The 21072-nt window shown below is 51.9% G+C and carries 21 protein-coding genes; 13 read left to right on the forward strand and 8 right to left on the reverse strand.

The window, feature by feature from the left end; translation table 11 throughout:
* Nucleotides 1-38: 38 nt before the first annotated feature.
* From C1J03_RS18655 to C1J03_RS18665, 3 genes are all read right to left on the reverse strand, one after another.
* Nucleotides 39-218: a DsbA family protein gene (locus C1J03_RS18655; protein ID WP_114887960.1), complete on the reverse strand. Its 180-nt coding sequence runs from the start codon at nucleotides 216-218 to the stop codon at nucleotides 39-41.
* Between the two features lie 36 nt (nucleotides 219-254).
* On the reverse strand, nucleotides 255-668 hold the full coding sequence (locus C1J03_RS18660) for a c-type cytochrome (protein WP_114887961.1): 414 nt from the start codon (nucleotides 666-668) through the stop codon (nucleotides 255-257).
* A gap of 121 nt (nucleotides 669-789) precedes the next feature.
* Nucleotides 790-1044, reverse strand: a complete 255-nt coding sequence (locus C1J03_RS18665; RefSeq protein ID WP_114887962.1) for a GlsB/YeaQ/YmgE family stress response membrane protein — start codon at nucleotides 1042-1044, stop codon at nucleotides 790-792.
* A gap of 195 nt (nucleotides 1045-1239) precedes the next feature.
* On the opposite strand from C1J03_RS18665, the gene C1J03_RS18670 reads away from it, so the two are divergent.
* Nucleotides 1240-1668 (forward strand): DUF4399 domain-containing protein, encoded by a 429-nt coding sequence (locus tag C1J03_RS18670; RefSeq protein WP_114887963.1) that lies wholly within the window; start codon nucleotides 1240-1242, stop codon nucleotides 1666-1668.
* A gap of 179 nt (nucleotides 1669-1847) precedes the next feature.
* On the opposite strand, the gene C1J03_RS18675 is transcribed toward C1J03_RS18670, so the two are convergent.
* Both C1J03_RS18675 and C1J03_RS18680 read right to left on the reverse strand, forming a co-directional pair.
* Nucleotides 1848-2600, reverse strand: a complete 753-nt coding sequence (locus C1J03_RS18675; protein ID WP_114887964.1) for an SDR family NAD(P)-dependent oxidoreductase — start codon at nucleotides 2598-2600, stop codon at nucleotides 1848-1850.
* Between the two features lie 352 nt (nucleotides 2601-2952).
* On the reverse strand, nucleotides 2953-3879 hold the full coding sequence (locus tag C1J03_RS18680) for a LysR substrate-binding domain-containing protein (protein WP_114887965.1): 927 nt from the start codon (nucleotides 3877-3879) through the stop codon (nucleotides 2953-2955).
* A 112-nt stretch (nucleotides 3880-3991) separates the two neighbouring features.
* On the opposite strand from C1J03_RS18680, the gene C1J03_RS18685 reads away from it, so the two are divergent.
* From C1J03_RS18685 to C1J03_RS18715, 7 genes are all read left to right on the forward strand, one after another.
* Complete coding sequence (locus tag C1J03_RS18685; RefSeq protein ID WP_114887966.1) at nucleotides 3992-5053, forward strand: dipeptidase; 1062 nt, start codon at nucleotides 3992-3994, stop codon at nucleotides 5051-5053.
* A 54-nt stretch (nucleotides 5054-5107) separates the two neighbouring features.
* Nucleotides 5108-6703 carry an ABC transporter substrate-binding protein gene (locus tag C1J03_RS18690; protein ID WP_114887967.1) on the forward strand — a complete coding sequence of 532 codons (1596 nt, stop codon included), beginning with the start codon at nucleotides 5108-5110 and terminating at the stop codon, nucleotides 6701-6703.
* A 57-nt stretch (nucleotides 6704-6760) separates the two neighbouring features.
* A complete protein-coding gene (locus C1J03_RS18695; protein ID WP_441351144.1) occupies nucleotides 6761-7762 on the forward strand; it encodes an ABC transporter permease in 1002 nt (333 codons plus the stop codon).
* A gap of 13 nt (nucleotides 7763-7775) precedes the next feature.
* A complete protein-coding gene (locus C1J03_RS18700) occupies nucleotides 7776-8690 on the forward strand; it encodes an ABC transporter permease (RefSeq protein ID WP_114887968.1) in 915 nt (304 codons plus the stop codon).
* A complete protein-coding gene (locus C1J03_RS18705) occupies nucleotides 8687-9541 on the forward strand; it encodes an ABC transporter ATP-binding protein (RefSeq protein ID WP_114887969.1) in 855 nt (284 codons plus the stop codon). The genes C1J03_RS18700 and C1J03_RS18705 overlap by 4 nt, the downstream gene beginning before the upstream one ends.
* Nucleotides 9538-10278, forward strand: coding sequence for an ABC transporter ATP-binding protein (locus C1J03_RS18710; protein ID WP_114887970.1), 741 nt, complete (start codon nucleotides 9538-9540; stop codon nucleotides 10276-10278). The genes C1J03_RS18705 and C1J03_RS18710 overlap by 4 nt, the downstream gene beginning before the upstream one ends.
* Before the next feature lie 92 nt (nucleotides 10279-10370).
* Complete coding sequence (locus C1J03_RS18715) at nucleotides 10371-10736, forward strand: VOC family protein (RefSeq protein WP_114887971.1); 366 nt, start codon at nucleotides 10371-10373, stop codon at nucleotides 10734-10736.
* 172 nt (nucleotides 10737-10908) lie between these two features.
* On the opposite strand, the gene C1J03_RS18720 is transcribed toward C1J03_RS18715, so the two are convergent.
* Both C1J03_RS18720 and C1J03_RS18725 read right to left on the reverse strand, forming a co-directional pair.
* Nucleotides 10909-11637 (reverse strand): hypothetical protein, encoded by a 729-nt coding sequence (locus C1J03_RS18720; RefSeq protein WP_114887972.1) that lies wholly within the window; start codon nucleotides 11635-11637, stop codon nucleotides 10909-10911.
* A 61-nt stretch (nucleotides 11638-11698) separates the two neighbouring features.
* Nucleotides 11699-12946 (reverse strand): IS256 family transposase, encoded by a 1248-nt coding sequence (locus C1J03_RS18725; protein WP_114883178.1) that lies wholly within the window; start codon nucleotides 12944-12946, stop codon nucleotides 11699-11701.
* Nucleotides 12947-14662: 1716 nt separating this feature from the next.
* Between C1J03_RS18725 and C1J03_RS18735 the strand changes: the two genes are divergently transcribed.
* From C1J03_RS18735 to C1J03_RS18750, 4 genes are all read left to right on the forward strand, one after another.
* Nucleotides 14663-15223, forward strand: coding sequence for a hypothetical protein (locus C1J03_RS18735; RefSeq protein ID WP_114887974.1), 561 nt, complete (start codon nucleotides 14663-14665; stop codon nucleotides 15221-15223).
* A 428-nt stretch (nucleotides 15224-15651) separates the two neighbouring features.
* Nucleotides 15652-16323 (forward strand): hypothetical protein, encoded by a 672-nt coding sequence (locus tag C1J03_RS18740; protein ID WP_254694093.1) that lies wholly within the window; start codon nucleotides 15652-15654, stop codon nucleotides 16321-16323.
* Complete coding sequence (locus C1J03_RS18745; RefSeq protein WP_162798594.1) at nucleotides 16320-18641, forward strand: transposase family protein; 2322 nt, start codon at nucleotides 16320-16322, stop codon at nucleotides 18639-18641. The genes C1J03_RS18740 and C1J03_RS18745 overlap by 4 nt, the downstream gene beginning before the upstream one ends.
* A gap of 44 nt (nucleotides 18642-18685) precedes the next feature.
* Nucleotides 18686-19579 carry a TniB family NTP-binding protein gene (locus tag C1J03_RS18750; protein ID WP_162798595.1) on the forward strand — a complete coding sequence of 298 codons (894 nt, stop codon included), beginning with the start codon at nucleotides 18686-18688 and terminating at the stop codon, nucleotides 19577-19579.
* Between the two features lie 829 nt (nucleotides 19580-20408).
* Here the strand turns inward: C1J03_RS18750 and C1J03_RS18760 are convergent.
* Nucleotides 20409-20639 (reverse strand): hypothetical protein, encoded by a 231-nt coding sequence (locus C1J03_RS18760; RefSeq protein WP_114887979.1) that lies wholly within the window; start codon nucleotides 20637-20639, stop codon nucleotides 20409-20411.
* 101 nt (nucleotides 20640-20740) lie between these two features.
* On the opposite strand from C1J03_RS18760, the gene C1J03_RS18765 reads away from it, so the two are divergent.
* Nucleotides 20741-21052 (forward strand): hypothetical protein, encoded by a 312-nt coding sequence (locus C1J03_RS18765; RefSeq protein WP_114887980.1) that lies wholly within the window; start codon nucleotides 20741-20743, stop codon nucleotides 21050-21052.
* Nucleotides 21053-21072 lie beyond the last annotated feature (20 nt).

Below are 21072 nucleotides of genomic sequence, written 5' to 3' on the forward strand. Positions count from 1 at the left end.
TTAATGAAACATATTCGCACGGCAGGTCAATTCAGATGTCAACGCTCCCCGACCTTCTGGCCCACGGTTATGTTCTTCTGTTCGATCATGACGTGTCGAACGTCGAATGGCCGCCATCGAAACTCGATCCCAACCTTCTTCGCAAGTTCGGGCAGGCGCATTACTGTGAGGTAGCTATACGTACTTCCAATAGAAAACCAAAAATCAATCTTTGCCATTCCATGCCCTTTTCTTTTGTCATTTAGGAAGCGGCCTCAAGGTACGTATCGCTCTGGCGCAGGATCCTGTAACTCTTCGAGATAGTTCACTATCTCGACAAGCTTACTCGGCACCAAAACTTCCACACCGTTTCCAGTGTCAAATTCTACCATGTCATTGTCCAAGAAATTTTCGAAGACTGGCATATCTTCTCGCGGGAGCGTGTTGCGGGAGTAACCATCGATGATCGACATAATTTCGAGCATGGGCCAAACCCCGTCACGGCGCTCGGCGATTTTTGTCAGATCTGGTGGCGGCGTACCCAATTCTCCAGCCTTGGGACCGTCGCCACGTCCCACTGTGCCGTGGCACAAAACACAATTCTCGGCGAACAGATCTTTCCCAGTGCTTTCAGCTCCTAGCGACGAGCCCAAAACAAGCAACGGGAAAAAAAGTACAAATCGGTTCATCGGTGACCTTTTTCATTAAAGTATTTAAAGAGCTACCTTGCCTGATCATGAAGGGACCTAATCAAATGCTTAGATTGATGGCGTTCTCTGACGTGAGACCAGATTAGTATAAACTATTTGATTAGGTTCGCTTCACTAAACCGATCAGAAAAAGCAGTATCACTGCGCCGATTGTAGCGTGCAAAATTGAAGCGACGATTCCGCCGCCAACCGAAAATCCAAGAGCGGGGAAAATGAGGCCAGCTAGGAAAGCGCCAACGATCCCAACGATTATGTTCCCTAGAAGCCCGAAGCCACGGCCTTCCATAATTTTCCCTGATAACCAGCCAGCAAGAGCACCTATGACAAGCATCGCAAAAATGCTTCCAAACACCATGATTTTGCCTCCGGGTTGTCATGCTTGGAGAAACTTTGGATGCTAACCGCGCTTGATTCAAGTCCTGTGAGTGCCTTGCACCACAATCTGTTGTGCGTACAGAGTAGTCGTTTTCGGCTCAACTTTGTTGGGAGAATTGCTCTTGGGGCTATATGATAAAGGGCAGATCATTGCTCATTTTTCAGGGAGACTAACATGAAGTGCTTATTTTCAACTGTGACCGCAGGAATTCTGCTTGCCGGAGCAGCCGTTGCAGACGGTCACCGCAGCCCAGCACCAGCAGACGCACGGGCATACATTATATCACCTACCGAGGGTTCGACGGTCTCAAACCCTGTAACCATCATTTTCGGACTTGAAGGCATGGGCGTTGCGCCAGCAGGCACAGAAATGGACAACACCGGCCATCACCACCTGTTGATCAATACTGACCCGAGCTCTTTGGATCTTGATTCTGGGCTGCCCGCAACGGACCAAATTGTCCATTTCGGTGGCGGTCAGACACAAATAACTCAAAAGCTGCCTGCGGGCACACATACGCTACAGCTGCTTCTTGGCGATTGGAGCCACGTGCCGCACAATCCGCCTGTCATGAGTGAGGTCATTACAGTCACGGTAAACTAGACCGAGACACCAGAGCACTTTGTACGTGAGCATAAATGCTGTGGGAGTTGCTCTGGTGTTTTGGACCACGGCTACTGCACGAAGCCAAGCTCGCTGACTTAGCAGCGGTTTAACCGTTAAGGCTTCAAATTTCTCTGGGTGTTTCAGTTGGGATTTCTCCACTACCCAGTGGCGGCCCCTTATGTACGCAGCGCAGGCAATCCAACTCCCGTGCTTTCAAAGCCCCCGTCTGACGCGATGATTTGACCGGTGACATAGCTGGCTCTATCGGAGCATAGAAAAGTTATCACCTCTGCGATCTCGCGCTCAGATCCATAACGATTCAGCGGGATCGCATCGTGATAGCTGGCGATGATTTCCGGCGAGTGAACGGCCATAGCCAGCTTGGTGCGTACCGGGCCGGGGCAAACGCAATTGGCCCGGATTCCATATTCGCCCAATTCAGCAGCTTGTTGTTTGGTTAGGTGGATCACCGCAGCTTTGGAGGTCCCATACGCAACCCTCAAGGTAGAAGCTCGTAATCCAGAGATTGAAGCGATGTTCACAAGCGCGCCGCGCGTTTCCTTAAGGGCCGAAAGGCAGGCTTGTGATACTAAAAACGTCCCGTCCAGATTGGTCGCCATAACTTCTTTCCAACGCGCGAAATCGGTGGTCTCGATTGGGCCAAAATCGGCGACACCGGCGTTGTTCACCACTGCGTCGATGCGACCAAATGCGCTAACAATGCTGCTCACCATCTCGTCAACTTGCTCTGGGATCGAAATGTCATACAAGAATGGGCTGGCTTGGTTCAGGCCATCAGCGGCCTCGACAAGCGCTTCGCCATCGCGGTCCACCATCGCAACACGCCAGCCTTGTTCGATGAACAATCGTGTTGTCGCAAGGCCGATCCCGCGGGCCGCACCTGTAACCAAAGCTACTTTTTCCAACATTCTAAACGTTCCTTTGGTTACTGAATTTCGGGTTAGGCCAGCCGCCTCACCAGGGCAAGGTTTAACAGAAATCCCGATCCAAAAGGCACACGAACACTGTTCCATTAACCATTTTCTGCGCCCACACTAATTATGCATAAATGCTCTGGCGCGCTCACCAACGTGGCCGCATCGGCAGCACGTCAACAGGGAGACATTGTATACACAGATGTGAAACGCGCGACTTGGCCCGTGCCACCTCGACGCAACATTTCTGAGACGCGATGTCTACCAGCTTCTTCTGCGGCCCAGCCGTCCTAAAGTCGCGATGACCATTTATCAGGACGGATCATCTTCAGTTGGATTCCTAAACTCACTTTTGGGCATTTGCAGCGACTCTTTTTGAGTGGGGATCAGCCGGTGTGTGGAGCCTAAGATGACGGATAAATGCGCGAGCGATGCGGGGTAAAGGGCGTATGTCGGACATGACGAAGTAGCTGCGATATTCTATCGGCGATACAAACCGGCGAAAGGCGAGATCACTTGAGCGATAATGGTAGACTGGAAAGGGGTTAACCACGGCAAGGCCCAACCCTTCTTTGGCCAGATCCACAGCGGCGAACGAGGTTGATACCTCGGCCATGATCCGCGGCTTGCTGCGCGCTTGGTTGAAGATTTTATCGAGCTGAGTGCGGCGGGCATGGCGACTTGCAATGGCAACAATGGGCTGGTTGTCCAGATCAACCGGATGCACATCTGTCTGCGCAGCAAGCGGATGATCAGCTGTCATCACACAGACAGCTGATGAGACACGGAAAGCCTGCATTCTGACTCCGACCCGCTGGAGTTCGACTCCGGTTAAGCCAAGATCAAAACGGTCTTCGAGAATCGCGCGGATCACCTCGTCGGATGTGTTGACTTCGAGGCTCACAAAGAAATGCGGGTTGATGGCAAGAAAGCTGGCGATGTGGCTGACAAGAAAACGATGGGCATAGGTTGGCGGTGCGATCAGGCGCAGTGTTTCCTGAACCGGCTGTTTAGGGCCGTCGATCCTGTCCAGGGCTTCAAACAACGGGTCAAGGCGGTGGTTCAATCGCACTGCCTCTTCGGTTGGGCGCAATCGACCGGCTTCTCGCTCAAAAAGCGTCAGGCCAGTGCGCGCCTCAAGGTTCCCGATTGAGCGACTGACCGCGGATTGCGACAGGCCCAGTTGTTCAGCAGCAGCTGTCGCTGTGCCCCCCTGCATCAGGGCGCGAAGAGCCTGATATTCGGGCAGGCTGTGCCAGGATTTCCGGGACATTTTGGGTTCCTTGCAAAAACTGCATAGGAATATGAGCATAACTCATGGTATCTCGACTCGTCCATGACAAAACATTCGTTAGCTTAGCGTTAAGAAATTCTCGGGGATTGATTTGAACGCTGCCACCGCGCCAGTCATTTTTGATGGTCACAATGATGTCCTGCTGCACCTTTACCGTGCGGGCGGGCTTTCTGCCACTGACAGTTTTCTGACTGGGCGGGATGGCGCGCTTGATTTGATCAAGGCAAAGGCTGGAGGTTTTGGCGGCGGTTTCTTTGCCATTTATATTCCTTCGCCGATGGATAAAGCCTTCAAGATGGCAGAGATGGCCAAGCCCACCTACGATCTTCCTTTACCGGATGCCATCGATTGGGAAGATGCTTTGCCCGTTGCAATGGCCATCGCGGCGATACTTTTCGATCTGGAAAACAAAGGCGCGCTGAAGGTGTGCCGCAGCGTTGCCGATATACGTGCGGCTCTTGTTGCAGGCCAGATGGCTGCGATTTTTCATATCGAAGGGGCTGAGGCAATTGATCCCGATTTGCACACGTTGGAAGTGCTGTATCAGGCGGGTTTGCGTTCCATTGGCCCCGTTTGGAGCCGTCCGACAATCTTTGGCAATGGTGTGCCGTTTCGCTATCCCAGCGACCCCAATATTGGTTCAGGTTTGACGGATCACGGTTTGCGATTGGTGAAACGCTGTGACGAATTGGGCGTGATGGTCGACCTTTCGCACCTGAACACCGCCGGATTCTGGGACGTTGCGCGCCATTCCACCAAACCGCTAGTGGCGACCCATTCCAACGCGCACGCCATTTGTCCACATTCGCGGAACCTTACCGATGATCAGTTGGCCGCGATCAAGGATAGCGACGGCATGGTCGGGCTGAATTTCGCGGTGGCATTCTTACGCGACGATGGGCGCATGATTGAAGATGTGCCACTGGAACAGATGCTGCGACATCTGGATCATCTAATCGAACATCTAGGCGAAGATCGGGTTGGTCTTGGCTCTGACTATGACGGAGCGATTGTGCCGCAGGATGTGACAACGGTTGCTGAACTGCCCAACTTGAGACAGGCCATGACCCAGCATGGATATGACGATACGTTGTTGACCAAGCTGTGTCATGGAAACTGGTTGCGTGTGCTGGAGAAAACCTGGGGGTCTTAACCCCATCAAGCACCCGCAACTTTATTGAAAACCAAATAGGAGAGGTCTAGAATTATGAATGCTTTTAACCGTTTACTATCCAGCGCGGCCCTTGGCCTGGCAGTTGGACTGACGTCCTTTGCTGCCGTGGCAGAAACGCCGGCAAACATGCTGGTGATTGCCAACCGGATTGACGACATCACCACAATTGATCCTGCACAAAGCTTTGAATTTGCCGGGTCTGACGTGAGCCGCAACATCTATAGTAAGCTGGTCAATTTTGACCCGCTGAACCTCGATGCGGGCTATCAGCCGGATCTGGCTGAAAGCTGGACCGTCAGCGAGGATGGCCGCACCATCACCTTTACGATGCGTGAAGGGGTCAAGTTTCATTCAGGCAATCCCGTGCGTGCCGAAGACGTAGAGTTTTCGCTGCGTCGTGTGGTGACGTTGAACAAAACGCCATCGTTCATTCTGACACAATTCGGTTTCACCGCAGAGAATGTTGGTGAAACAATCGTGGCCGACGGCAATACGATCAGCATCACAACGGACAAGCGCTATGCGACGTCTTTCGTGCTGAACTGTCTGACAGCCACAATCGGTGGTATCGTCGACAAAGAGGTGGTGATGGCCAATGAAGTTGATGGCGATCTGGGCAATAACTGGCTTGCCACCAATTCCGCCGGGTCCGGTCCATACATTCTGCAAGGCTGGAAGCCCAACGAAAGCGTCACGCTTGTCAGTAACCCTGGCTACTTCGGCGGTGCGCCTGCCATGGAACGCGTAATCGTGCGTCACGTGCAGGAAAGTGCGACCCAGCGTCTTATGCTGGAACGCGGCGACATTGACGTTGCCCGCAACCTGAATCCCGAAGATATCGCTGGTGCGCGCGAAGCTGACGGCGTGGCAATTGATGATGAGTTGCGCGGACGTTTGATGTATATCTCGGTCAACCAAAAGCACCCAGAGCTGGCCAAGCCCGAAGTGCGTCAGGCGATCAAGTATCTGGTCGATTATGAAGGGATGCAGAACAGCTTTCTCAACGGTCAGTACACGATCCATCAGAACTTCCTGCCGCGCACCTATCTGGGTGCCGTCGACGAAAACCCGTTCAGCCTGAATGTAGAAAAGGCCAAGGAATTGCTGGCATCCGTCGGTGTTGGCCCGTTCGAAATTGAAGTTGGTGTACGCGAAGCGCAAGAGCGGATCGAGATTGCACAATCGCTGCAAAATACCTTTGCCCAGGCAGGTATCACTCTGAACATTACAGTTGGAACGGCCAAGGCCATTCTGGGCCGTTACCGTGCGCGGGAACTGGATATGTATATGGGCGCGTGGGGACCAGATTATCCCGACCCACACACAAACGCTGGTACATTCGCATATAACCCTGACAATTCGGACGAAGCAGGCGCAACGGGCCTGTTGGCCTATCGGAATGCCTGGGACACCGGTGGGTTGACCGAAAAAGTTGCTGCGGCTGTTGTCGAGAGCGACCGCGACACACGTGCAAAGATGTATGCTGACATTCAGTCCGAGTTTCGCGACATCGCACCATTTGCGATCCTGTTTCAAAAGATTGAGCAAACAGGCCGTAACGAAGCGGTGCAAAACCTCAACCTAGGCGGGGCTATCACGGCTGTATCATACTGGCCGGTAACCAAGTAAGTGGCTTTGACTGAACACAAAAACGGGGGGCGCCATAAGGCGCCTCTTGAACTTTGGATCAGGGCGACGTTCCTGACGCTTGGCTCAATCATCGTGACGATGTTGGGTCTCATCTTCGTCACATTCATCATTGGACGGGTCATGCCGATTGACCCGGTGCTGGCCATTGTCGGTGAGCAGGCGTCAAAATCCACCTATGACGCCGCTTATGAACAACTGGGGTTGGACCGGCCCATCATCGTTCAATTTGGCCTTTATGTCTGGGATGTCATTCACGGCGATTTTGGGAAGTCGCTTTTGACGGCACGTCCTGTGGCAGATGATATCAAGCGGGTTTTTCCGGCGACGTTGGAATTAGCCACGATTGGCGTCTTCGCCGGGATTGTGCTGGGCGTGCCACTGGGCGTTATTGCCGCTGTCAAACGCGGCTCTTGGATCGACCAAGTGGCTCGGGTCATTGCGCTGGTTGGCTATTCAATGCCCATCTTCTGGCTGGGTTTGATGGGTCTCTTGGTGTTCTACGGTATTCTGGGGTGGGTCGGTGGGCCCGGCCGGGTCGGCATATTTTATGTCGATATTGTCCCGTCTGTGACGGGCATGATCCTAGTAGACAGTATTCTTGATCGGAACTGGGTAGTCTTCAAAGACGCGCTAAGCCATATTGTGCTGCCTGCGTCCTTGCTCGGCTATTATTCACTGGCCTACATCAGCCGCATGACACGCTCGTTCATGTTGGAACAACTCAGCGCAGAATACATCACAACCGCGCGGGTCAAAGGCATGTCAGAAAACGCTGTCATCTGGCGACATGCGTTCAAGAATATCCGGGTGCAACTGATCACCGTAATCGCGCTGAGCTATGCGAACTTGCTCGAAGGGTCAGTTCTGACAGAGATCATATTCAGTTGGCCTGGTATCGGCAGCTACATCACCACAGCTCTTTTGTCGGCAGACATGAGTGCGGTTATGGGGGGCACGGTTGTGGTTGGCTTGATCTTTATCTTGCTGAATATTTTCTCAGACCTACTCTACAAGGTGTTTGATCCCCGTGCAAAATAGAGTGGCAAAATCGATGGCCCAAGCCCAGACATGGCGCGCATGGTTGCTGACCGACACGCCGACGTCCCGCAGACATGCAAAGCTTTCGGCGTTCTACCAAGGATGGTTATCGTTTCGCGGCAATACGATGGCAATGGTCGGACTTTGGATATTGATCTTGCTGGGGCTGATCGCCTTTGCGGCCCCTTTACTGGCCCCGCATGATCCGTTTGCACAAGAACTTGGCAATCGCCTGCAACCCTTGTGGTCAGAGGGCCATGTTCTGGGCACGGATAGTTTGGGCCGCGATATCCTAAGTCGGTTGATCTACGGCTCACGGATCACGTTGTACATTGTCGGGCTCGTGGCGCTGATCGCGCCGATCACCGGGCTGCTGGTTGGAACGGTTGCGGGCTATGTTGGCGGCTGGACGGATCAGGTTCTGATGCGGATCACTGATATTTTCCTTGCCTTCCCGCGCCTTGTACTGGCCTTGGCCTTTGTTGCTGCGTTGGGTGCTGGCATCGAAAACGCGGTACTCGCAATCTCATTGACCGCATGGCCGCCCTATGCCCGGATTGCACGGGCTGAGACCCTGACGATCCGATCTTCGGATTTTATCAGCGCCATCCAGTTGCAAGGTGCAGGGGCCCTGCGCATCATTACCAAACACATATGGCCCTTGTGCATTTCTTCGCTGATTGTGCGGGTTACATTAGATATGGCGGGCATTATCCTGGCTGCTGCTGGTCTTGGCTTCTTGGGTCTTGGCGCACAACCGCCCAGCCCGGAGTGGGGCGCGATGATTTCTGAAGGGCGTCGGTTCATTCTTGACTACTGGTGGGTCGCAACGGTTCCCGGCATGGCCATTTTCACTGTCTCGCTGGCGTTCAATTTGCTTGGTGATGGGCTGCGGGATGTTCTGGACCCGAAGGATAGTGAAAAATGACGCTACTGGATGTCGAGAACCTTTGGGTAAAATTCCCGTCGCGCAACGGTGTCTTTGATGCCGTACGGGGCGTGTCCTTTACGCTTGGGCGAGAACGCCTTGCGATTGTCGGAGAGAGCGGATCAGGCAAGTCGATGACGGGCAGGGCCATCCTGCGTTTGATCCGTCCACCGGGTATAGTTACCGCTGATCAGATATCGCTGGAAGGTATCGACTTGATGATGAAGTCAGAGCGTGAAATGCGCGATGTTCGCGGGCAGCGAATTTCGATGGTCATGCAGGATCCAAAATTCTCTCTGAACCCGGTCATGACCATTGGCCAACAAATCATAGAGGCCTATCGCCTGCACAACAAGGCCAGCAAGTCAGCGGCTTTCGCCAAGGCTCTCGAAATGTTGGAGGCCGTCTCAATCAGAGACCCGGAGCGTGTTATGCGCGCCTACCCACATGAAATGTCAGGTGGCATGGGGCAGCGTATCATGATCGCAATGATGCTGATCCCGAACCCCGACATTTTGATCGCAGACGAACCGACCTCGGCACTTGACGTCTCTGTCCAAAGACAGGTTCTGTCGATCATCGACAAGCTGGTCACGGATCGTGGTATGGGGCTGATCTTCATCAGCCATGATCTCAATCTAGTAGCCGATTTTTGTGATCGCGTCTTGATCATGTATCTGGGCCGTATCGTCGAAGTCTGCGATGCCAAAAATCTCCACGACGCCAAGCACCCTTATACACGTGGATTACTCAATTCACTGCCGCGCCTGAATGCGCCACGCAAAAAACTGGACGTCCTGGATCGCGATCCGGCATGGTCTGAGGCACCCAGCGTGAGTGGTCGCATATGACCATGCTGACTGTTGAAAATCTAAGTGTTTGGTTCGGTGGCGGTCGCGACCGTGTGGATGCCGTGCGTCATGCAAGTTTTCATGTCGAACGCGGTGCCAGTTTTGGACTGGTGGGCGAAAGCGGGTCGGGCAAGTCAACCATTCTGCGCGTGATCATGGGGCTGGTTCCAAATTGGTCTGGTGCAATATCGGTGGATGAAACGCCAGTTGCCAAAAAACGGCAAAAAGCGTTCTACAAGACGGTTCAGATGGTGTTTCAAGACCCCTATGCTTCACTTCATCCGCGTCATTCGGTGGATCAGGTGTTAGGCGAAACCCTGCATTTGCACGGCTTTCGCGACATCGACGCGCGTGTGGTGAAGCTACTGGATGATGTTGGTCTTGGCGCTAAGTTCCGGTTTCGCTATCCACATCAACTGTCCGGTGGACAACGACAACGGGTCGCCATCGCCCGCGCGTTGGCCCCTGAGCCCAGCATTTTGCTGCTCGATGAACCAACGTCAGCACTTGATGTCTCGATACAGGCTGAGATTCTAAACTTGCTGACTGATTTGCGCTCGGAACACAGATTGACCTACGTGATGGTTTCCCATGATCTGTCCGTCGTGGGTCATATGTGTGAGCACTTGGCGGTCATGAGAGACGGCGAAATCGTCGAGATTATGGATGTTGAAACGCTCCGAAACGCGCAGGCGCGGCACGCCTATTCGCAAGAATTATTCGCGGCCTCTATTTGAATAGTGGGTTGGGGATGCATGCATAACGTTGTCAATATACCGTCAGATTGATATGATAGTCGCACCTGAGTGGGGCGTTGAGGCCTGAAGGCATGATTGAAGAATTACACCACATTCAAATTGCGATACCTAAAAATCAAGAAAACAAAGCTCGTACATTTTACGGCGGCATCTTGGGGTTTTCGGAGATAGAAAAACCAAGTGCGTTGCGTGGACGTGGTGGAGTCTGGTTTCAAGCCCATGGTATTCGGCTTCATATCGGCGTGGAAGACCCATTTACTCCGGCAAAAAAAGCCCATCCAGGATTTAGGGTAACATCTTTGAAACATGCAGTTTCGCATCTAGATGCCAGCGGCATCGCGTACCGAACCGATATGGATTTTCCGGACATGAAACGGATTTACATCAATGACCCATTTGGCAACCGAATTGAACTGCTTGAAGTAACCAGTACCTGACACCAAAAACGCCGATAGTTTCATCCGCTGGCGTCGGATTCGTCTTCAAATTGCAGCGCCTCGCACGAATGTCAGCAATGCGAAAGCTGCTGTGCGGCGCAGACGGAACCGATGGAAGTCGGCTCTGGGCCGATCTCTTTTTAAAGCAGTACGATTGCCAAACCTTGCACCTTCAGGCGTCACTTTTCCCATACCTATCGAAAACCGCACAACAATTGCAGACACACTCATTATGTATAAATGCCCGCGCCCGCTCACCAACATGGCCGCATCGACAGCACGTCAACAGGGAGTCATTGTGTAGCTGTTGATCGATGGGATCGATGCTGTCGTGAAAACTGTGAAAGCCGGTTCGAATGCTACCCAGCTTGGTTTTAATATCCGAGATTTGAACCATGCCGGGTGCCAAATCAGCCTCTCGGACAGCATCCCTCATCTCAGCCAGGCGCTTGCGGATGATGGCATACCACCCCCGGCCAGTGGCAGGCACAAGGCTTGCTGTGTTATCACTGACAAGATCTGGGAACTCAGTTGCGACATCCAGATCTCGGATCCAGGGTGCGCCTTTAGCATAGCACCAGCTGCACAATCGCCTGATTGGAGTCGTGTGCTGAACATAAGCCGCATTGCCACACTCTTCACACAGCTTGCCACAGTCGCCGCAGATCTGGTCAATGTAGTCCACCACGTCCTGTGGTGTGTCGGCGACCGTAAAAATGACTAGGTTGCCCCCTGCCCGCTTCATAGCGGTGATAGTCGGCATAGACCGCTGCTGGGCATCCAAATTGGCCTTCAACCGTTCCAAGCTATTGGCAACATGATCCGACCAGTACCGACTCTTTAAGAGACAGCTTTCGACAGAGGCAGCAATGTTTTCCCAATTGATGATTGAGTCAGACATACTTGATACAGACCCTCATGGTCATGAGTTATTGTCAAATCTGGTGTTTAAGGGTTTCTGGTCATGCGGCGATCTGGCTGTTTTCAGTGGCTTCAATTCCGTCTTTGAATGCGACGCCGGTGATGACTTTGGCGAGGTAGTCAAAGCCGCGTAGTTTCCTCCAGTTTTGCTCGGCGCATTGCCCCAGCTTGAACATCATGTGCAGCATGCCGTCGCGTGAGAGGCAGCCCTTTGATCGTTTGGTGCGATGACGGATCGTGGCAAAGGCGGATTCAATTGGATTACTGGTGCGGATGCTTTGCCAGTGTTGTGCTGGAAAGTCGAAGAATGCCATGAGTTCCTCGCGGTCCTTTTGCAGGCACAGCGTCGCCTTGGGGTATTTGGGTTCGTAGGTTTTGATGAACAAATCTAAGGCCTTGCCCGCATCATCTTTGGTCTCAGCCTGCCAGATGTTGTGGATCGCAGCTTTGGCCTTTGGCTGAGACAGCTTGGGCAAACAGTTGAGCACATTCATAGTTTTGTGTTGCCAACAGCGTTGATGACGGGTCTCAGGATAGACTTCATCTATGGCGGCCCAGAACCCCATGGCACCATCTCCAATAGCAAGTTTCGGGGCGTTCATTCCCCGGCTTTTGAGGCTGAGGAGAGCCTCGCGCCAGCTCTGCGTGGACTCGCGCACCCCGTCCTCAATAGCCAAGAACCGCTTCTTGCCACGGGCTGTTACCCCCACAATCACAAGGGCGCAGAGCTTGTCATCCTCGCCCCGAAGGCCGCTGTGGACACCGTCAGCCCAGATGTAGACCAAGGGCTCATCGTCCAACGCTGCCTTTCTCCACTCGCCGTATTCGTTGGCCCAATCGCGCTTGAGCCGTGAGACCGTATTTGCCGACAATCCCGCCGCATCAGGGCCCAGAAGAACCTTGAGAGCCGAGCCCATTTCACCGCTGGAGATGCCCTTCAGATACAGCCATGGCAAGGCCGCTTCCAACGTTTTGGTTCTGCGCACGTACGGTGGCACCAGGGCCGAATGGAATGTCACGGGCTGGCCGTTTTTTGAGCGAACCTTGGGAATGCGCACGTTCACGGGGCCGATGCCCGTTTGGAACGGGCGCTCGGGATGATGCCCATTGCGCACAACAGTCGCATGACCGGCCTCAGTGCGCGCGGTGGTAAACTGAGACAGATAGCTTTCAAGCTCAGCTTCAACGGCTGTTGCGATCAATTGCTGCGCTCCTGTTCTCAATAAATCCGTCAGCGCGTCCGTGATCCCGTCTCGACGCGAAAAATCAACAATGTTAGTCGTTTCCATGGTGGTGTATCTCCTTCGGTTGGGCTGCTGTCTCGCAACAACAAATCAACCAGATACGCCGCCAACCTTCAAATCCCCCAAACACCAGATTCAGTCATAGCTCCATGGTCATCGTTTGTACGGTTAAGTTCAATTCGCGGCTCGTATATTGATTTCCCGAATTGGGCGGAGCTGTTGCGCCCATCAAGCCGGGCTGGGACACGTATGGACTGAAGGTTCTTGATCAACAGGAAATACAGCCAAATACTGTTTTCTGGCCGGGCAGATTGTTGTAACCGAGGGCCAATCTGCCATGTTTCTCCGTTAATTTTGTTTGCGGGATTGTAGCGCGTGTCCCCTGCTTGCAGCGAGGGATGATGCTCACCGCCCAAGCCATTTGACATGGTGTTTGAGCGAGGCAGCCAAACAATCTGCGCCCTCGGCCCTCGGTCAACCTTAGGTTTAGCTAGTACTGTTAATCGGTTGCCTTTGATGCACTTGGTTACAGCATGGCCAGACGCTTGAGGATCCTCTGCTTGGGGTTCGAACTGGTGGCCAGAGAACTTCCTGAGCAATGAAACTGACGTGGGATTGCAAGGGCCATCATCGTCAGATCCCCCTAAGGGGAACGCGACCCAGGCAAATCTTTTCCGATCCGACCTTCCTGAACTTAATCCTGAACCGTTTAGGTCAAACCGAATTGAATTCGCATCGAAAGAACGAGTATAAATGCCGGTACATACGACACATCGATGTGCGTCCAATACTAGCTTTACGCTAATGCGCTCAAGTAAATCAGTCATTCATCTTCTCCCTTCCAATCCTCGTTTCCTACTGACCATCGAAGGCCCCACGTTTGGACTTCAGGATGGGTCTCAAATTGGCTTGAGTCAATAACCTACTGAAATCAATAAACTATCCTTGATATTATGGCGGCTAATTAATTATTTGAGGTCAAATTTGGGCGTAGCCCAAATTCCAACTGAATTAAGTGATGAGGATAGGTAATGATTACCAAGGATAGCGATGCCATTATTCGGTCAAATCTAAGATAGGCTCGTCTTTGATATTCGCATCATATTGGCGATCTTTGTTATGGTAGATATCCAGTTTTTTGCCTGATTCGCCGCCGCAAAATGGCGATAACGCCGAATCGTTTCCGGGGACCAGGGCCGCCATCACTCAATAAGGCTACTAGACACCGTGCGCGCAGCTTCGTTGGTTAAGAGATTGTGATGATACATCTGAGAGTCGCTCGACTGGAGCCATGTTGCCAAAAGGGCACTACATGCCTTGGTTGAATCGATTTCAGAATGCCTTTGATTTTCGTCTTGACTTTCTTGGGCGTTTTATCGTTTATTAGCCGTCATGACGAATGCACACATCATATCTGGTACAACCCAAATTCGGTTCTAGTTAACCGTTTATCTTGGTCGCTTTAGGTTTCGTCACCTCCCTAAAATTCTGTTTCTGAGCGACCGCTCGAATGCACTTTCGATCTTGGGCTATCAACATGACCTGCTCTACCAAAACATACCAAATGGACGTCGCTAGCAATGATCGGACTGATCAGTGCGAGCCTAAGTCTTTGAGTGCCTTTCTCTCGTCTTTCTCACGAATAGGCGCCTGAAAAGAACGGACAGACTCCGTTCTCCTTTTTTCAGACCAATTCAAAAAACCGACTGTTTCGGCTGCTTTCGCAGACCGTCAACACTCGAACTACGTGAGGACAGACCAATGGGTCATTCAAATTACAACGCTTCGACTTCTTCTGCACAATCGGGTGGGAGAAATACAGTAACAGACGATAATGGCGGCCACGAGTCGTGGGATTATCCATCACCAAAGCTGGCGAAAGCGTCAGCGATCAAATTTGACTCGATCCACGGTGTCCTGCCGTTCGACGGTGTGCGGAACCCTGGTTTCCGAAGCTCCACATCTATTACGGCTTGGTTCACCTACAAGACTGCCGCAAATGATGGGCAACCCAAAGTCGCCATTTGTGAAAGTGCCTCCGGAGGTGACTGGCCAATTGATTTGTACTTGATCAAAACTGACAATGCCAACAAGGTACGTTCGAAAGCTGTTGTCGGTAGACTTCTCGGAATGTCTACAAACTACACAGCCGTCAGAAGTCATGCATTGGCTGAAAAGCCGTATGTCGAGCGTTTATTTCGTACTATTGAGTCAGCCTTGCTGAAGCAGACCCATGGCGACACAGGCCAAAATTCGGGAGAGTTTCCTGAGAAGCTGCGGCCTGTCACCCGCTATATTAACCGTTTCTCTTGGTCGCTTTAGGTTTCTTCCCCTCCATAGAACTCTGTTTCTGAGCGACCGCTCGAATGTACTTTCGATCTTGGACTATCAACATGACCTGTTCTACCAAAACATACCAAAAGGACGTCGCTCGCAATGATTTGACTGATCAGTGCAAGCCTAAGTCTTTGAGTGTCTTTCTCTCGTCTTTCTCACGAATAGGCGTCTGAAAAGAACGGACAGACTCCGTTCTCCTTTTTTCAGACCAATTCAAAACCGACTGTTTCGGCTGCGTTCGCAGGCCGTCAACACTCGAACTACGTGAGGACAGACCAATGGGTCATTCAAAAAACAAAGCTTCGACTTCTTCTGCACAATCGGGTCGGAGAAATACTGTGACAAACGACAATGGCGGCCATGACGCGTGGGACTACTCGCCACCGAAGCTTCCAAAGGCTTCGGCAATCAAGTTGGGCGATATTTATGGGGTGCAGCCATTCGATGGTGTTCGCAATCCTGGGTTCCGGAGTTCCACATCTCATACGATTTGGCTCACCTACAAGACTGCTGCCAACGATTGGCAACCCAAGGTCGCAATTTGTGAAAGTGCTGCCGAAGCTGCGGTCGCAATCGAAGTTCTCCTGTCGCCAGACATTCATGATGTCAGTTTTCAGCCGCTGACGGTCAAATTTGAGATTGATGGCAAGTCGCGTGAATACACGCACGATCTGCTTATGACTTTCAAATCCGGCCGTCGCAGTCTCGTTTTTGTTCGCAATGGGGAAAGTCTTTCCAGACCCAAAACCTGGCGGGAAATCTCCGCGATCCGTGAGGCGACACCGCCGACTGCCGCTAATGATTTAGTTGTTATCGATGCCGACGATTATTCCCGGCAGCGTCGAGAGAACCTATTTCGTATGCACGAAATGGTACAACAAACTGATCAAGAAGCGGACGACCTCACCCTCTTTGCTGCTGAAAACCTTAGTACTCTTTGGCAAATCAAAGACATCTTTCCTCATGTTGCGTTGCCGCAACGGCGTGTTTTCCGCGCCTGCCTTCGTCTGATCGCACGCAAGAAACTGACTGCCAACATGGATAATGTGATCCTTGAAACCTCCTGCGTGCAGGTGGCAGCATGAGCTTTATCCCCCGATACAACTACGCCACTGGGACCAAGGTGACACTCGTTAACAAGGAGATGGCGTTCGGTTCTAAGACCGACGACGGATACGAATTGATGGACCTCGAAACGGGCGAAATCACCGTCATGGGGTTTTCCCAATACGTTGGACTGTTGAAAACAGCCGCAGTAAACGTGGAAAGTTCGAGTCCTTTGGCAGTTGGTGTTGTTGAACGGCGCCTTGGCGACCTGAAGACAGCTGAGCAACTTCCAATGTTTCAGCAAGAACATGGACATTTCCGCCGGGCAATCTGCGTCGCTGCCGAAACATTGGAAACCAAACTCCGTTTCGAGCTGTGCAAGCCAAGTCTTCGCTTAACAGGTCCGCTTTTGAATAAGGCTGAGAACCGGAAATTCATTTGCAAGATCGCGACAGATATTCTTGGCAAAAAGGTGCGTTCCTCCAGTTCTCGCGGCGGCAGAAATTCAGAATGGGTTCTCTATGCAGGGCGCACAATCTTAAAATACTTAGCGCTATATGATGATTTGGGACCTGACGAAGATCCCATCGCTGCTCTCGCGACACGAGATCATCTGAAGGGAAATCGGCTCCAAAGACTCGCAAACAGGCTGTTAGAGCTAATGACCAAGGCATGGGAAGAAATCGGGTTGGATCTAAAGGCCACCTCCCCGGCCAACGTTTACAAGCACCTACAGATGCTGGTTCATGAGGAAAACCAAGTCCGAAAGAGGAATGGACTGAAGCCGTTAATTGCACCCTCTCAGAAGACTCTGACAGCCCATAGAAACTACCTCCTCAGTCCCACTGAGTTATTGGTTGCAACTAAGGGCGTACGTCATGCTCGCAACAAAAGGGGGCGCGGTAGCAGCGATATTCGTGCCTTGTGTCCAGGCGAGCTTGTCGAAGTAGATGAATGCAAACTTTCGCTGATCTCTTGTGCCAAGGCGCAGGGCTATTGGGAGCACCTATCATGTGATGACAAAAAGACGCTCGAAGAAATGGACGAAGAAGTTCGAAAGCGACTTACCCTGCTCGTGATGATCGACGTTGCGACCAGAATGCCGCTGGCTTGGATCCTCTGCAATGATCCCACGACCGAGGCGACATTGGCCCTCTATAGGATGGCAACACGGGACAAAACCAAAGAAAAAAAGAAGTATGACTGCAAAGGCGACCCGGCCCCGGCAATGGGTTTAGGCATGGTCAAAACTGACAATGGCGTTGCACTGCGCAACAGCGTTGCTGTCAGTTGCCTTCTCGGACTGTCTGCAAACTACACGGCAGTTCGAACTTCTGCTTCCGCTGACAAGCCTTACATCGAGCGTCTCTTTGGCACTAATGAGTCAACCTTACTTAAACTGATCCATGGCTACACAGGCCGAAAAGCGGGCGAAATTCCTGGCTATGATGCCAAAGCCAATGGTGTCCTTGATATTGATGAACTCTACGGAATTCTAACTCGGTTCTTCATCGATGAATATCCTTCCATGCGGCATATGGGGGTTGGGATGGGTGGCCGACGCCCCGCTGAGGTCCTCAATGAGCTCAATGAGAACCGTGGGTTGTTTAAACCGTTGAACGAAGACCAGCGCCGAATTCATCTGGGATGGAAAAGCGAGGTAACACCAAACGATGAAGGTGTTCGGGTGTTTAGCGGAATTTGGTACAATTCGGAGGCGTTTCAGATCGCTATCGACCGCGAGCCAGGGGTCAAAGTTACGGTGTTCGTCGATCCAGACAACGTAACTGAAGCGACAGCCATCATTCCCGGTGTCGCAGGCGAATTCCGGCTTCAGCTTCAGGTTACGGCATTTGCGGATCTGACTGTTTCGGAGGTGATCGAAGTAACGCAGGCCTATCGCAAGGAGAATCCAGGCGTCACCGAGATCTATGAGGACCGAATTGCATCAGAACAGCGTCGGCGATTTGACCAGCTGAGGAAAATCGGTGTCGAACGAAATCTGCCTCGGAGCTATTCTACCATCGATGAAATTCGAAACAGAGCCGCCTCCGTGTTCAGTGGTGCTCGCGTCATTCAGTCGTCTGGGAATACTCAAACAGTGCGCCCCGGTGACATCAATTCAGGCGTAAGTGGTCCGGGGGTCCTTTCCATCGGCAACGGCGAAGCGGTCACAGGCGATCTGGATGGTAATCCGGCCACCGTTTCCATCAAAGGCACCTCTGAAGCTGCCGCAGGGGCAACATCTGTTGATGGTGCCGAAGACCCGAAGGCTGCCCCTCCCCTCGAGGCAAAAACACTTGATCCCAAACACCAGCCAATCGGCAGGCCCAAAACCAAAGGTACGTTCAAATGAACTATTTAGATATGGAAGACATTTCAATCGCTGAGCCGCTGAAAATGGGTCATTTTGAATTGCCGCGGGCAGAAAAGTTGAGGGGCGTATTTAAGAGATGTTTGCGGGAGTATTACGTAAGCCAAATGGCTGGAAATCTGGAGGTGCGTGGACTGGTCGTCACTGGAGAGTCGAGAGTTGGCAAAACTCGCGAGTTGAAAAAACTGATCAGCGATTTCAACGAAAGTGAGACACCCATGCCAGATGGGCGACCGGCAGAGATCGTCAGCTGCCTACTTTCCGGTCGAGTTACATTCAAAGATCTTGGCATCAAGACACTGAAAGCTCTCGGATATGATATCCAAGGAACCCGTACCCAAGAGTACATCTGGGAGATGGTCCTTCATCAAGCTAAACAGCAGGGCGTTATTGGAATTCACTATGACGAATGCCAGCATGTCTTCAGCGACGGGGCCAAATCTAACAGGGTTTTTCTGGACAGTTTTAAGTCCATGATGAAAGAGACGCGCTGGCCTTTGATGATGATCCTGTCGGGTGTGCCAGCGTTGAACAAATATATTCAGTCTTACGAACAACTGGAAAACCTTGTGGAGCCAGTTCGTTTTCACGAGATCAATATGAAGCGCGATGAAGAAGATCTTGTCAGGCTGCTTTACCTCTATGCGGATCAAGTCGAAATCAACATCGAGCAACTTGTGACGCCAGATTTTTTGGCCCGCCTTGACTATGCTTGTTCACATCGATGGGGCCTTGTCATTGAACTTTTGATTGAGACGTTGATTGAAGCGAAGCTGAAGAAGAAAACGCAACTTCGTGCCAAAGATTTTGCGAAGCAATTCGCCTTGAAAACGGGCACTCGCGAAGATTATTCGCCGTTCACGGCCCCGGATTTCAGGGAAGCATTCGACAGTCAAAAGTTACTTGATCTGCACAGATAAAGGCGGCCACAAAAGACGCCTCGAAGATGAAACCGGCCCGCCTTTTGGCGGGCCTTTTCTTTGGAATCCCATGTGCACGCTTATGCTTCCAACGTGCACGCTTATGGCATGCCGCACAAATCGAACCCTCATAACCAGTTGATAATTAACTACTTTTTATGCATCCGAAATACTGGCCTCAGTGATTCGTGCACGCTTATGCTCCATTGGCATCAGCAGAACAAGCAGTCAGGTCCTCCAAGGGTCCCCGGAATGCCCCTGTTAATGCCCCACTGTTCAGGGTCCTCTCTGGGCCCTCCGGGACAGGGTAACCTCAGGGGCTACCTTCCAGTTATTAGGGGAATTATGGGGGGAGATAATACCTAGTAGGTAATAGGTATAAGTAATGGATAAGATGAGAAGATAATAGTAGAAGACCCTAGTAGATCTCCCCTAGAAGACTACCCTAGTAGGTATAATTATTATTACCCAGATAATCCCTACTCTCCCTCACAATACCCCTAACCCCTATGAGCCAAAGGACCCCTTATGATTCAAGAGATAGAGGACCCTTGGCACTCCCGCCCCATTGATGTGCACAGGTGGTCGGATCATCCTGAGGTGGCTCAGTTCGTGGACAGGGTGTGGGAGGAAGGGCACCTGCCTGACGATGTGGTAAAGGGACCGGGGCCAAAGCCTAAGATGGCGTTCAGGAAGCAGCTAAGGGTGCTGATTTTGGACCTTTATGTGGCTTGGTTGGAGGATCCAGAACTGTGCATTGGGATGCCGATGTCGGTCAACTCGTGGAAGACAACCACGTCGTCTTCATTGAGGTTGAAGGGGTCCATGCTCAGCCCCTCTGAAAGATGAGGTCTGGCAGGACTGCGCCCAATACAAAGCTCAGAGGTACAGGGAGCGACACTGGCAAAGCCCAGGAGGGCACGATCGCCAACACGATCAGCAGGACAGCGATACTCTGAGGCGCTGCGAGGGTGAGGTCAAAACGTCGCTTGAGCGCGTAAGACAAGGCCAGCCGGAAGCCGACCCCAGCTGCGAACAGCAGCGTAAAGGTAGAAAACATCTATACATCTCCATGAAGGTTTCTTTGTATAGATGCCTGTGTTTACTCAGTTTTCGGACACAATCTGTGTTGGTTGGTTGATTTTTCTGGAAGAAGAATGAATGGTTGAATTCTCACGAGAAGAACTAGAATTAGTTGAGCTTTTTTTGCAAACGAAGAGCCGGAATCCTGGCCCGTTTAGCTTCAAGGGGCACTCCGAATATTTTAAGGCGTCAACTGCAACGGACAAGGATGCAAAATCTAAAGCACTGGAACTTGGGAAGCGACTCAAGCAGCCGGTAGAAGGCGCAGACGACCAGCGCATGAAATTCAGGGTTCCCTGCTATGACGATGACGGAGAGGCAAAAAAATGGGTGGTGGGAGTATTTCTTACACATTCATCCCAAATTAGTTCCACCATTCGTAACCGGTGAACACATCGTTGCCCCATGAG

The sequence above is a fragment of the Sulfitobacter sp. SK012 genome, from assembly GCF_003352085.1.
GTDB lineage: Bacteria > Pseudomonadota > Alphaproteobacteria > Rhodobacterales > Rhodobacteraceae > Sulfitobacter.